Origin of the sequence: Inhella sp., from assembly GCF_027532025.1 — a bacterium.
Lineage (GTDB): Bacteria > Pseudomonadota > Gammaproteobacteria > Burkholderiales > Burkholderiaceae_C > Inhella.
Map to the genome: position 1 here is coordinate 39,981 of NZ_JAPZSY010000008.1, position 11,972 is coordinate 51,952.

The following is an 11,972-nucleotide window of genomic DNA, read 5'->3' on the forward strand; positions in this document are numbered from 1 at the left end:
CCGAGCCGAACCCGTCGCGTTCGGCTCGGCCCCGTCGCGATCGCGAGGCCCCGGCGCAGGCCGGGTGCGGGCGAGGGAGCTGACAACAAAGTCTTGACCTTGCGGTCAATGTCTTGAACGACTTGCCAGATGGTCGCACTGGCACGATGTCAATGTCTTGAACAGCCAGCGCTCAGCTGTCCCAGCCTGCACCCCCGTGGCCACCTAGCCAGTGGCTACTGTGCAGCGACTGCTGCCAATCAGATGAACGCGGTGGGCGGCCGCTCACCGCCACAAAGAGGACATTTGGTCTGAGCTAGTTGCTGCCTCACACCGACGATTCCTCCCGCCAAGTTAGGGTCCTCAAGGGCCCCCACTTCGAGGCACTGTGAAGCGCACGTTGGGAGCCAGCCGTGCGTCAAGCCCCGCCGTTGACGAAGATCCGCCTTATTGCCGCCTGGGCCTGACCTTGAATCACGATGCACCCTGCGGAGATCTGACCGTCCCGGCGAACCAGTTTCCCGAACCGACAGCAGATCGAAAGTCAGTCGCGGCTCGATTCACCCATCAACGCTGCCTATTGGCAACTCTCCTGAATACCGACCAGCTTCAGCGCTGAGAACTCAGTGACCACCGACTCCCCCGTGTTGTCGGTGTCCGCCGCCACTGCCAAGAGCACCGGCTTGGCGCCGGTAGGCAACCAAGTCTTTACGTCATCTGCCAAGTTCCGACGCTCTTGCACCCATTGCCCAGCCATAGATGCACCAGTGCGCTGAACCACCATGCGGGTCTGCGAGGTGTAGGCGTTGGGGGCGTGATGACCTGCCGGATAGCGGTTGTCCCACACGTAGTTCAGTGCAGCGTCGGGCACGGCGTTGCCATGCAGACGGCGCGCGATGGCGAGTTGGGCCCGGGTCGACCAGTCCAGGCTCTCCGGTGGCAGGCGAAAGGCGACGTACAAGCGTGCCGCGTAGTCGTCACCGGTTTTCTTGCGCATGTCGGCGCTCTTCAAGGGCCCGCTGATGCGCCAGCGCCAGCACAGCACGGGCCGAGCCGCCAAATCCACTTCGATGGGACGCGCCCACAGCGACATGCTGGACTGCGAACTGATGCTCAGCACCGCCGTCTCGGCGTTGACCTCAAATCGATTGGGGCGCAGGCCAGACCCCAGTCGCAGTTCCTGCCAGCCCTCCGTTGCATCCCAGGTTGCGGACAACACCACGGCCCCGGCCAACGCTGCGATGGTGGCGCTCACCAGCGCAGCTTTCTCGTCCCGAGGGCAGCCCCTGCCGCCATGCAGATCAAGATGCCGCAGGAGTACCAGACCGCCACAAAGGACGGGCTGGCTTCTGGGCAGGCCAGGGCGTAGGCGGCGGCAGCTGCGCAGCCGGCCAAGAGGCCCAGCGCAGCCCCAGCCTGGCGCGCACTGCCCACCGGCAAGCCTTGCCCAGAACGCATCGCCAGTAACAAGGCCGGCAATGCCAGGGCGCTGAGTGTGAGCGGGCACTGCCACCACGTTGCGCCCAGTAAAGCCGGCATGCGCGAGCCCTCGGGCAGCAGCCACAGGCTGCCCAGGCCCAGCACAGCAAGCAACAGCCACGCGACCTCCAGCCTGCGCCGCGAGGGCGCCGTTGGGCTGGCTGGGCGGGCCGTTCGAAGCAGCCAATGCCAGCCCAAAGTCGCCAAAGCCGCCACCGGCAGCAGCTTGATCCAAGGCGTTGGGCTGGCGAACGCTGCCGTTGGCAACGGACCGATCAAGGTCAGCGCCAACACCGTGGCCAGCAGCCATCCCCAACCCAATGAGGGCAACAGGCGTCTGCCCACGGGCAAGGGCTGCGCTGGCCCAACCCCCTGAGCCAGCAAGTCGATCAAGGCGTCGGTCTTCATGGTTTGCCCCTCACCTGCGCCGCCAGCCGTTTGAGGCCGCGGTGCACCTGCACTTTGATGGCGGACTCGCTGGCGCCCGTCGCTGCAGCGGCCTCGGCCCCACTCAGCCCGGCCAAATGCGTCAGCTCGATGGCGCGGCGCTGGGCCTCGGGCAGGGTCTCCAGCAGCTGGTGCAAGTCGCGGCGCGCTTCTTGCGAGGCCTGCCCGCCGTCATCGGTCAACGCATCCCCCTCGTCGGCGGCATCGTCGATACCCAGCATCCGGGGCTGCCGACCTCGGCGTCGCCAGTCGTCGATGAGACGGTGCCGGGCCACTGCCAAGATCCAAGCGCTCACCGGCACCGAGCCGTCGTAGCTGCCCCGGTGCAGGTGCAGCGACAGCAGAACTTCTTGCACCATGTCCTCGACCTCGTCCGGCTGATCCGGCATGCGCCGCCTGATGTAAGCACGCAATCGCCGAGCTATCAGCGACAGGGCGTGCCGGTATGCCGCCTCGTCGCCGGACTGCCCGCGATCCCACCAGGGGCGCAATGCGGCCTCAAAGTCGGCGGGCTGGGCAGATGTCATGCAATACGTCGGCAGCGCCGGGTTGGTTACACAAAATGATTGTGGCCTTGCCTGTAACCGCGGATGGGGCGCCACCGTATTGGCATGCATCGACCGCTTTGGATGGACCCTTCGATGCACCCCACCTTGCCCCTTCTGCAGGCCACCGACTTCCCCGCGGTGCGCCGCCGCCCGCTGGACACCCTGCAGGTCAACCTGGGCTACAAGTGCAACCAAAGCTGCGTGCACTGTCACGTGGCGGCCAGCCCGCAGCGCACCGAGATGATGGACGCCGAGACCATCGACTTGGTGATTGAGGTGCTGCGCGAGCGTCGCGTCGCCTTGTTGGATCTCACGGGCGGCGCGCCAGAGCTCAACGTCGAGTTCCGGCGCCTAGTGGTGGCGGCACGGCAATTGGGTGTCCGCGTCATCGACCGCTGCAACCTCACCATCTTGTCTGAACCGGGTCAGGAGGACTTGGCCGAGTTTTTGGCCGCGCAGCAAGTGGAAGTGACCGCCTCACTGCCTTGCTACAGCTTGGAACGCGTGGACCGTCAGCGCGGCGAAGGGGTGTTCGACCGCTCCATCGCCGGACTGCAAGCCCTCAATCGCTTGGGCTACGGCGTGCCGGGCTCCGGCTTGGTGCTGAACCTGGTCTACAACCCTCAAGGTGCTGTGCTGCCGCCGCCGCAAGGCCCCCTGGAGGCCGACTACAAACGCGAGTTGATGCAGCACTTCGGCATTCAGTTCAATCAGTTGTTCGCGCTGACCAACATGCCAATCCAGCGCTTTGGTAGCAGTTTGATTAGCAAGGGGCAGTTCAAGCCCTACATGCAACTGCTCAAGGACAGCTTCCAGGCTGCCAACCTCGACACCGTGATGTGCCGCAGCCTGGTCAGCGTGGACTACCAGGGCCAGTTGTACGACTGCGACTTCAACCAAATGCTGCAGTTGCCCGCCGGAGCCCCCGCGCTGCGCCACCTGCGCGACTTGCTGGGCAACGACACCGCTGGGGCTCCCATCCGTGTGGCCGACCACTGCTACGGCTGCACCGCCGGCCAGGGCTCCAGTTGCGGCGGGGCTTTGGCCGCATGAAGCGCGCGGTCATTCTGGTGGCCGCGTTGCTGGCGGCCCTTCTGCTGTCGCGGCATTTGGGTCTGACCGAGTGGTTGAGCCTCGACAACCTGAAGGCCCAGCAGGTGGCCTTGCAAGTCCAGGTGGCGGCGCAGCCCTGGCAAGCGGCCCTGGTGTTCTTCGGGCTGTATGTGGCGGTCACGGCTGTGTCGCTGCCGGGGGCCGCCGTGCTTACCTTGGCGGCTGGCGCGCTGTTTGGTTTTTGGCAAGGACTGCTACTGGTGTCGTTCGCTTCGTCGCTGGGCGCACTCTTGGCCTTCCTTGTGGCCCGCTACTTGCTGCGCGACACCATCCAACACCGTTTCGGCACGCGGCTGGCGCCGCTGAACGAGGGCGTGGCGCGCGACGGACCGCTTTACCTGCTGAGCCTGCGCTTGGTGCCACTGTTTCCCTTCTGGCTAGTGAACTTGCTGATGGCGCTGACCCCACTGCGCGCCGCGCCGTTTTACGGCGTGTCGCAGTTGGGCATGCTGCCGGGAACAGCGGTGTTCGTGAACGCCGGCACGCAGTTGGCGGCCGTGGGCGCACTTAGCGATGTGCTTTCAGCGCCGCTCTTGGCCTCTTTCGTGCTGCTGGGCCTGTTTCCTTTGATCGCAAAGGGCTTGATGGGCTGGCTGCAGCGCCGCAAGGCGTACGCCGGCTATCAGCGCCCCAAGCGCTTTGACCGCAACCTGATCGTCATCGGCGCGGGCGCCGGCGGCTTGGTGACCAGCTACATCGCCGCGGCGGTGAAGGCAAAGGTGACGCTGGTCGAGGCCCACCTCATGGGAGGCGACTGCCTCAACTTTGGTTGCGTGCCCAGCAAAGCGCTGATCCGCTCGGCAAAGGCTGCGCAAGCCTTGCGCGAGGCCGAGGGTTTCGGCCTGAAGGCTGTGCAGGCGGAGGTGGACTTCGCCGCTGTCATGGAGAGGGTGCAACGCGTGGTGAGCGACATCGAGCCGCACGACTCGGTTGAGCGTTACACCGACTTGGGCGTGGACGTGGTGCAGGGCCGGGCGCGCCTGCTCGACCCATGGACGGTGGAGATCGCTCGAGCCGACGGAAGCACCCAGCGCTTGACAACCCGCGACATCGTCATCGCCACCGGCGCGCGGCCTTTCGTGCCGCCTCTGCCCGGTCTGGAAGCTGTTGGCTGCTTCACCTCGGACACCATTTGGGGCTTGCGCGAAGCACCGCGTCGCTTGTTGGTTTTGGGCGGTGGCCCCATCGGTTGCGAGTTGGCACAAGCCTTCGCGCGCCTCGGGATCGCAGTCACCCAGGTGGAAATGGCCCCACGCCTGATGGGCCGCGAAGACCCCGAGGTCTCATCGCTGGTGCAACAGGCACTGGAACGCGACGGCGTACGCGTGCTCACTGGCCACCAAGCCTTGCGCGCAGAACTCAGCGACGGGGAGCGCCGCCTGTGGGTGAAGCAGGGCGAGATCGAACAGGCCATTGCCTTCGACGCCCTGCTGGTGGCCGTGGGCCGCGAAGCGCGCGTCAGCGGCTTCGGGCTGGAAGAGTTGGGCGTGCCACTCAGTGCGCGCAAGACCATCGCCGTCAACGAACGCTTGCAGTCGCTGAAGTTCCCCAACCTCTACGCGGTGGGAGATGTGGCCGGCCCCTACCAATTCACGCACACCGCTGCGCACATGGCTTGGTACGCCGCGGTCAACGCCCTGTTCGGTCGATTCAAACGGTTTTCGGTGGACTACCGCGTGGTGCCCTGGGTCAGCTTCACCGACCCCGAAGTGGCGCGCGTGGGCCTATCTGAGACCGAGGCGCGCGAGCGCAGCATCGAGGTGGAAGTCACCCGCTACGGGCTGGACGACCTGGACCGTGCGATCACCGAGGACGCGGCCCACGGCTTCGTCAAAGTGCTCACCGCGCCTGGCAGCGACAAGATCTTGGGCGTCACCATCGTGGGGCATCACGCGGGCGAGTTGCTGGCCGAGTTCGTGCTGGCGATGAAGCATGGTCTGGGCCTGAACAAGATTCTGGGCACCATCCACGCCTACCCCACCTGGGTGGAAGCCAACAAGTACGCCGCCGGCACCTGGAAACGCGCCCACGCCCCCGAGAAGCTGCTGGCCTGGGTGCAGCGCTACCACGCATGGGAACGCGGCTGATGCAGCGGCGCGCCTTGCTGCTGGCCGTGCTGCCGCTCACCAAACATGCGCAGTCGCACGCGCAGTCATACGCGCAGTCGCATGAGGCCTGGAGCACGCTGCTGCGCCAGCACGTTCGCCTGCTGCGCGGCGGTCAGGCCAGCCAGCTCGACTACCGGGGTATGGCCTCTCAACGCAAGGTTTTGCAGAGCTATCTGGCTGGGTTGAGTGCGGTGCCTTTGGCCACTTACCAAGCTTGGCCTCGCACGGCGCAGATGGCCCACTTGATCAATGCATACAACGCCTTCACCGTCGAACTGATCCTGAGCCGCTACCCGGCGCTGAGTTCGATCAAGGATGTCGGCAGCCTGCTTCGATCACCCTGGAAGCGCAAATGGGTGCCGCTGCTCGGCCAGACGCTGAGCTTGGACGAGATCGAGCACGAGCGACTGCGCCCTGTGTTCCGCGACCCCCGTATCCATTTCGCCGTCAATTGCGCCAGCATCGGCTGTCCGATGCTGCGTGAGGAGGCGTACCTGGCCGACCGCCTGGACGCCCAACTGGACCAGCAAACCGATCGTTTCCTCCGCGACCGCACGCGCAATCGTGTGGAGAACGGTGTGCTGTGGGTCTCGAAGATCTTCGATTGGTATGCCGACGACTTCGGCCCACGTCTGTCGACCTGGCTCGGCGGGCGCGCAGCGTTGCTGAGCGACAAGCCCGCGGAGCAGCAGGCAATCGCGGCCGAGGCGTTGCCCATCCGCTTCCTGGACTACGACTGGGCCCTGAACGACCCCCGATGAGCACCTTGTCCATCGTCATCCCCGTGCTCAACGAGGCAGCACGCCTGCCCGCCTGCCTCGCTGCCCTGCAATCCCTGCGTGCCCGGGGCGTGCAACTGGTACTGGCCGACGGCGGCTCGCAGGACGGCAGCCCTGCGCTTGCAGCGCCCTGGGTCGACCTGCTGGTGCATGCCCCGCGAGGGCGGGCGCGGCAGATGAACGCAGGCGCGGCCGCGGCGAGCGGCGAGCAATTGCTTTTCCTGCACGCCGACACCGATCTGCCCCAGGGTGCGGACGCGATGGTCAGCAAGGCACTGCGCGGCGGTGCCTCCTGGGGGCGCTTCGACGTGCTCATCGACGGGCGTTCGCGCTGGCTGCCGGTGGTGGCCTTCGGCATGAATCAGCGATCTCGCTGGACCGGCATCGCCACGGGCGACCAGGCGATCTTTGTGCGCCGCGACATCTTCGATCGGGTCGGGGGATTCCCCGACCAGCCGCTGATGGAAGACATCGAACTGAGCCAGCGCCTGCTGGCACATGGCCTGCGCCCGGCCTTCCTGCGCCCGCCTGTCGTCACGTCGGGACGGCGCTGGGACGAGCGCGGGACTTGGCACACCATCGTACTGATGTGGGCCCTGCGCTGGCGCTATTGGCGCGGTGAGTCGGCCCAGTCCATCTGGGAGGCCTATCGATGATCGCCGCCTGCCTGACCGTGCTGGCCAAGGCGCCCGTGGCCGGCATGGCCAAGACGCGGCTGATCCCCGCCCTGGGCGCCGATGGAGCCGCACGCTTGGCCGCACGCTTGCTCGACCACACCATGGCGGAAGCCGCTGCGACCGGCTTTGCGCACTTGCGTCTGCTGGGCAGCCCTGACGCCCAGCACCCCGCCCTGGCCCGCCATGCCGGCGTTGCCGCGCTGGGGTCGCAGTGCGAGGGCGATTTGGGCGCGCGGATGCTCCTGGCCTTGCGCGATGGCTTGGCCTCACAGCCCGCCTCGCTGATCATTGGCACCGACGCGCCGGCGCTCGACCGGCATCGGCTGCGGGAGGCGGCACTGGTCCTTGAGGCGAACGACGCCGTCGTCGTGCCAGCGCTCGATGGCGGCTATGCCCTGCTGGGCCTGAGCGCGCGCGCAGGCACGGTGCCGGAACTGCTGTTCAGTGGCATGACCTGGAGTACCGCCACCGTGATGGCCGAAACGCGCCAGCGGCTGCAACGGCTGGGTCTGCGCTGGGTTGAACTGGATGCGGTGAGCGACATTGACGAAGCCGCCGACTTGGCTCACCTCCCTGCCGGGTGGCTGGCATGAGCGCGTCGCCGCAACGGCGCCGCCGCCTGCTCTTGCTGGGTGGTGGCCATAGCCATGCGTTGACCCTGCTGGACTGGGCGCAGCGGCCACTGCCCACGTCGGATTTGGAGTTGGTGCTCGTCAACCCCAGCCGCCACAGCCTGTACTCCGGTCTGGTGCCCGCCTGGATGGCCGGTCGGCAAGCACTGGCAGCCTTGCAGATTGACCTGGCCGCCCTGTGTCAGGCAGCTGGGGCGCGCCTGATGCTCGGCGAGGCCGAGGCCTTGGACGCCCAGCACCAGCGCCTACGACTGAGCAACGGCGAGAGCCTGGATTACGACCTGTTGTCCGTGAACACCGGCTCGACGTTGCGGCCGCCCGAACATGCCGGCCCTTGCCTGACCCTGCGACCGCTGAGCCGGCTCATTCACGACTGGCCCGCATTCCTGCAAACCTGGCAGCATGAAGACGGTCCTTTGGCGCTGGACGCGGTCGGCGGTGGCGCCGCCGGGGTGGAGGTGCTGTTGGCGGTGTTGCATCGCCTGCACTTGCTGCGGCCGGATCGTCCGATGCAAGCGCGCTTGTTCAGCGCCTCCGATCGCCTCCTGGTCGGCCACCCCACAGGCGTGGCGCGTCGCGCCGAGTTGGCGCTACGGCAGGCCGGCGTCCAGCTCGCGCTGGGGCGACGCTGGCAACCGGGCGACAGCCCCGCCGGCAGTTGCCTGCTGTGGGCCGCCGGCGCCCAGCCACCGGCCTGGCTGGCGCGCTCCGGCCTGGCGCTCAGCAGCGACGGCTACTTGGCCGTGAACCCCTCGCTGCAAAGCCGCTCGCACCCCAGCGTCTTTGCCGCGGGTGACAGCGCCGCCTTCTCGCCACCGCTCGACAAGTCGGGCGTGCGGGCGGTTCGCATGGCGCCTACTTTGGCGGACAACCTTCGCGCCACCTGGGTCGGCCAGCCGCTGCAGGTGCATCGGCCGCAATCGGCCGTGCTGGCACTGCTGGCCTTGCCCGACGGGCGGGCCATTGCAAGCCACGCGCGCTGGGGCTCGGCGCAAGGGCGCTGGGTCGGTCGCTGGAAGGACGCCCTTGATGTCGGCTTCATGCGCCGCTTTGCGCCCGAGGCCCTGGCCTCTCTCAACCCTCCTGGAGTTTCTTGATGTCTTTGTTGCGTCGCAGCCTTGCCGCCACTTTGTTGAGCCTGCCGTTGCTGAGTCTGGCTCAGACCGACGGCGCCAAGCCACTGGTCTTCGGTGTCGGTCTGTTTCAGCCCGACCGCGAGAAGAACGACGCCACCTACCGGCCGCTGGCCGACCACCTGGCGCAGCGCCTGGGGCGAACGGTGCAGTTGCGCACCGTGGACAGTTGGGAAGGCCTGGCGCGCAGCCTGGCCAGCGGCGAGACCGACATCGCTTTGCTTGGGCCGTGGGGCTACGTGCTGGCCCACCACGAGGCGGGCGCGCAGGCGGTCGCCACCATCCTCTACGAGGGCAAGCCGGAATACCACGCCCTCATCGTCACCCACCCCGGCTCAGGCCTGCGCAGTGCGCAAGACCTGATTGGCCCCCAAGGCAAAGGGCGCACCTTTGCCTTTGGCGACAAGGGCTCGACCTCGGGCTACCTCATTCCGCTCCACTTCTTCCTACAGCAGGGCGTCGACCCCGAGAAGCACTTCGGCCGCGTGCTCTACACCAAGCACCAGGCCATTGAAACCCAAGTGGCCGCAGGCCAACTGGACGCGGGCGCCGACTACAACCGCAATCGCAACGCCATGATCGACCAGGGCCTGATCAAGGCCGATCAAAGCCGCGTAATCTGGCAGTCCCCTGCCTTGCCCAACGACGCCGTGGCGGTCCGCGCCGGGCTGCACACCGACCGCGCATTCGTGCAGCGACTGCAAAGTGCGCTCACCGAGGTCGGCCCCCTGTTGGCGGTCCGACCGCAGCTGCTGCCGGCCCGCTACACCGGCTTCGTGGTGGCCGACAACGGGGTCTACAAGCCGATCCGCGATGCCGGCTTGGCCACCGGCAAGCTGAGCCCCAAGCGCTGAGCATGAGTCTGCATCGCTTCGGCCTGGCTTACGCGCTGTTGCTGGCCGCCTGCCTGGGCAGCCTAGCGGCCCAAGGCGACCTGAGCCTGGGCCGCGCGCCCTGGGACAACCTGACCCGCACCTTGGGGGACTTTGCGCGGCCGAGTTTTTTGGACCTCTGGTTCGGGCCGGAACGGCTGGAATACCGCAGCGAAGACGGCGCGCTGCTCCGCGTTGAAGACCGTCGCGCCGTGGAAGCCAACTTTTTGCTCGCCGTCGGCCGCGGCGCCTGGGTGACGCTGCAGATCGCCACGCTCGGCTCGTTGCTGGCCGCTCTGTTGGCCTTGCCGCTGGCGTTGTTGGCGGCGCGCAACCTGCACGCCCCGCGCTGGGCGCAAGGCGCGGCGCGTGCCGTGCTGGACGCCACCCGTGCCGTGCACACCCTGGTCTTCGGCCTGCTGCTGGTGGGCATCGTCGGACTCGGTCCCATGGCCGGCATCTTGGCCATTGCGCTGCACAGCCTGGGCAGCTACGGCAAGCTGTTTGCGGAAAGCATCGAGTCCCTCGATATGGCGGCCGTCGACGCGGTGCGTGCCACCGGGGCCTCACCCTTGCAGGTGTTCGGCCGCGCCGTGCTGCCCCAGGTGGCGCCGCAATTCGTCGGTCACCACCTCTACGTCTGGGAATTCAACATCCGCGACTCCACCGTACTGGGCCTGATCGGTGCCGGTGGCCTCGGGCTTCTCATCACCGAGGCCGTCAGCCTTTTTCAGTGGAGCCGCTTGGCAACGCTGCTGATCGTCGTCATCTTGATGGTGGTGTCGTTCGATGCGCTGTCTCGGCGCTTGAGGGAGGCCCTGCTGTGACGGTCCTTGTCGAAGGCCTGCGCCTGCAACTGGGCGAGCGTTGCCTGCTGTCGATCCCTCAGCTGCACATCGCCCGCGGCGAGCGCGTAGCGCTGGTCGGCCCGAACGGTGCTGGCAAAAGCACGCTGCTGCGCCTTCTGGGCGGCCAGGCACCAGCGCCCTGGCAAGGTCGTCTGGAAGTACTTGGGCAGCCCGTGGCGTTAGCCCCCGCAGGCTTGCCGTGTCTACGCCGTCGTATCGCGCAGGTGCACCAAGGCTTGCACCTCGTCGACCGCCTCAGTGCCCGCGACAACATATTGATCGGTGCGCTAGCGCGCTGCGCAGGAGGCGATGCCTGGCGCGCTGGCCTCACCGGACGCTATCCGCCCGGCATCGAGGCCGAGGCCGACGCCTGGTTGCAGCGCGTGGGGCTGACCGCGCTGGCCCACAACCGCGTTGACCGGCTTTCGGGCGGTGAGCGGCAGCGCGTTGCCATTGGTCGTGCCGCCATGCAAGGTGCCGAGTTATTGATCGCCGACGAAGCGACCGCCCAGCTCGACCCCCAGGCGGCGGCGCAGGCCTGTGAGTGGCTGCACGAAGCGGCCGGTGAGGGCACCATGATTTCGGTGGTTCACCAACTGGCGTTACTGCCACGGTTGGCGACTCGTGTCATCGGGCTGCGAGGAGGGGCGGTCGTGCTCGATCGCTCCTGGGACGACAGCGCTTCGCTCCAGCGGGCGCTGACTGCGCTTTATGAACCGGGGCCGGTGACGACAACGACCACCCAAGGGGGACATCGCGAATGGAGCGGGACATGAGTTCGCCTGAAAACCAGGCCGGTCGCCTTTGTCCAATCGACTACCGCTACCGGCCGGAAGACATTGCCGCTGCGCCTACGCTGCCGGATCTTCAGGGGTTGGATGCGCTGTGGGTGGTCGGCGGCCTGTACGGCAACCGTGAGGCGCTAGATGCTGTGCTGATCGCGTACAGCGCCGATCCATCTCCGCGCAAGGCCCTGGTATTCAACGGCGACTTCCATTGGTTCGACGCTGACTCCGGATGGTTTGCCGACATCCAAGCCGAGGTCGATCGGCATTGGGCCACGCGTGGCAATGTCGAGACAGAGTTGGCGCGCCAAGGTGTTGGTGCGGCAGGCTGCGGCTGTGCCTATCCCGACGATGTGAGCGACGACACGGTGCAGTGCAGCAATCGGATCATTGAGCGCTTGCACGCCGTTGTGCCTAAAGACGTCCGCCCCCGCTTAGCCGCCTTGCCCCGCTTCCTGCGTGCCGAGGTCGGAGGCGTGGGGGGGGGGGGGCGGGGAGGCGGGGGGCCCCCACCCGCCCCCCCGGGGGGTTGGGAGCACGCGCAGAGGGATTTTGGTGGGTGGGAAAAACAA

At 67.0% G+C, this 11,972-nt stretch carries 12 protein-coding genes and 1 pseudogene; 10 read left to right on the forward strand and 3 right to left on the reverse strand.

The features are described 5' to 3' along the window. Positions 1-556: 556 nt before the first annotated feature. Genes O9335_RS02320 through O9335_RS02330 form a run of 3 tightly spaced genes read right to left on the reverse strand, consistent with a single transcriptional unit; the run spans position 557 to position 2,522 of the window. On the reverse strand, positions 557-1,234 hold the full coding sequence (locus O9335_RS02320) for a DUF3047 domain-containing protein (RefSeq protein WP_298382946.1): 678 nt from the start codon (positions 1,232-1,234) through the stop codon (positions 557-559). Continuing rightward, positions 1,231-1,866: an NrsF family protein gene (locus tag O9335_RS02325; RefSeq protein ID WP_298382950.1), complete on the reverse strand. Its 636-nt coding sequence runs from the start codon at positions 1,864-1,866 to the stop codon at positions 1,231-1,233. The genes O9335_RS02320 and O9335_RS02325 overlap by 4 nt, the downstream gene beginning before the upstream one ends. After that, positions 1,863-2,522 carry a sigma-70 family RNA polymerase sigma factor gene (locus tag O9335_RS02330; RefSeq protein WP_367185393.1) on the reverse strand — a complete coding sequence of 220 codons (660 nt, stop codon included), beginning with the start codon at positions 2,520-2,522 and terminating at the stop codon, positions 1,863-1,865. Before O9335_RS02330 ends, O9335_RS02325 begins: the two co-directional genes overlap by 4 nt. Before the next feature lie 24 nt (positions 2,523-2,546). Between O9335_RS02330 and arsS the strand changes: the two genes are divergently transcribed. The 10 genes and pseudogenes from arsS to O9335_RS02380 form a co-directional block, all read left to right on the forward strand. After that, positions 2,547-3,506 carry an arsenosugar biosynthesis radical SAM (seleno)protein ArsS gene (gene arsS / locus O9335_RS02335; protein ID WP_298382957.1) on the forward strand — a complete coding sequence of 320 codons (960 nt, stop codon included), beginning with the start codon at positions 2,547-2,549 and terminating at the stop codon, positions 3,504-3,506. Next, positions 3,503-5,653 carry an FAD-dependent oxidoreductase gene (locus O9335_RS02340; RefSeq protein ID WP_298382960.1) on the forward strand — a complete coding sequence of 717 codons (2,151 nt, stop codon included), beginning with the start codon at positions 3,503-3,505 and terminating at the stop codon, positions 5,651-5,653. Before arsS ends, O9335_RS02340 begins: the two co-directional genes overlap by 4 nt. Beyond that, positions 5,638-6,435, forward strand: a complete 798-nt coding sequence (locus O9335_RS02345; RefSeq protein ID WP_298382964.1) for a DUF547 domain-containing protein — start codon at positions 5,638-5,640, stop codon at positions 6,433-6,435. Before O9335_RS02340 ends, O9335_RS02345 begins: the two co-directional genes overlap by 16 nt. Further along, positions 6,432-7,109 carry a TIGR04283 family arsenosugar biosynthesis glycosyltransferase gene (locus O9335_RS02350; protein WP_298382967.1) on the forward strand — a complete coding sequence of 226 codons (678 nt, stop codon included), beginning with the start codon at positions 6,432-6,434 and terminating at the stop codon, positions 7,107-7,109. Before O9335_RS02345 ends, O9335_RS02350 begins: the two co-directional genes overlap by 4 nt. Beyond that, positions 7,106-7,723, forward strand: a complete 618-nt coding sequence (locus tag O9335_RS02355) for a TIGR04282 family arsenosugar biosynthesis glycosyltransferase (protein ID WP_298382970.1) — start codon at positions 7,106-7,108, stop codon at positions 7,721-7,723. The genes O9335_RS02350 and O9335_RS02355 overlap by 4 nt, the downstream gene beginning before the upstream one ends. After that, positions 7,720-8,859: an FAD-dependent oxidoreductase gene (locus O9335_RS02360; protein WP_298382973.1), complete on the forward strand. Its 1,140-nt coding sequence runs from the start codon at positions 7,720-7,722 to the stop codon at positions 8,857-8,859. The genes O9335_RS02355 and O9335_RS02360 overlap by 4 nt, the downstream gene beginning before the upstream one ends. After that, positions 8,859-9,749, forward strand: a complete 891-nt coding sequence (locus O9335_RS02365; RefSeq protein WP_298382976.1) for a phosphate/phosphite/phosphonate ABC transporter substrate-binding protein — start codon at positions 8,859-8,861, stop codon at positions 9,747-9,749. Before O9335_RS02360 ends, O9335_RS02365 begins: the two co-directional genes overlap by 1 nt. Positions 9,750-9,751: 2 nt before the next feature. Further along, on the forward strand, positions 9,752-10,594 hold the full coding sequence (gene phnE, locus O9335_RS02370; protein ID WP_298382979.1) for a phosphonate ABC transporter, permease protein PhnE: 843 nt from the start codon (positions 9,752-9,754) through the stop codon (positions 10,592-10,594). After that, entirely contained in the window at positions 10,591-11,391 is an 801-nt protein-coding gene (locus tag O9335_RS02375; RefSeq protein WP_298382982.1) for a phosphonate ABC transporter ATP-binding protein, read from the forward strand. Before phnE ends, O9335_RS02375 begins: the two co-directional genes overlap by 4 nt. Continuing rightward, positions 11,388-11,972: pseudogene (locus tag O9335_RS02380) on the forward strand (hypothetical protein); the annotation flags it as partial. The gene O9335_RS02375 and the pseudogene O9335_RS02380, both read left to right, overlap by 4 nt.

Excerpts from the sequence above, each read along its gene's own strand:
- O9335_RS02325 (WP_298382950.1), bottom strand. The coding sequence starts at position 1,866 with ATGAAGACCGACGCCTTGATCGACTTGCTGGCTCAGGGGGTTGGGCCA.
- O9335_RS02330 (WP_367185393.1), bottom strand. The coding sequence starts at position 2,522 with ATGCATGCCAATACGGTGGCGCCCCATCCGCGGTTACAGGCAAGGCCA.
- arsS (WP_298382957.1), top strand. The coding sequence starts at position 2,547 with ATGCACCCCACCTTGCCCCTTCTGCAGGCCACCGACTTCCCCGCGGTG.
- O9335_RS02340 (WP_298382960.1), top strand. The coding sequence starts at position 3,503 with ATGAAGCGCGCGGTCATTCTGGTGGCCGCGTTGCTGGCGGCCCTTCTG.
- O9335_RS02345 (WP_298382964.1), top strand. The coding sequence starts at position 5,638 with ATGGGAACGCGGCTGATGCAGCGGCGCGCCTTGCTGCTGGCCGTGCTG.
- O9335_RS02350 (WP_298382967.1), top strand. The coding sequence starts at position 6,432 with ATGAGCACCTTGTCCATCGTCATCCCCGTGCTCAACGAGGCAGCACGC.
- O9335_RS02355 (WP_298382970.1), top strand. The coding sequence starts at position 7,106 with ATGATCGCCGCCTGCCTGACCGTGCTGGCCAAGGCGCCCGTGGCCGGC.
- O9335_RS02360 (WP_298382973.1), top strand. The coding sequence starts at position 7,720 with ATGAGCGCGTCGCCGCAACGGCGCCGCCGCCTGCTCTTGCTGGGTGGT.
- O9335_RS02365 (WP_298382976.1), top strand. The coding sequence starts at position 8,859 with ATGTCTTTGTTGCGTCGCAGCCTTGCCGCCACTTTGTTGAGCCTGCCG.
- phnE (WP_298382979.1), top strand. The coding sequence starts at position 9,752 with ATGAGTCTGCATCGCTTCGGCCTGGCTTACGCGCTGTTGCTGGCCGCC.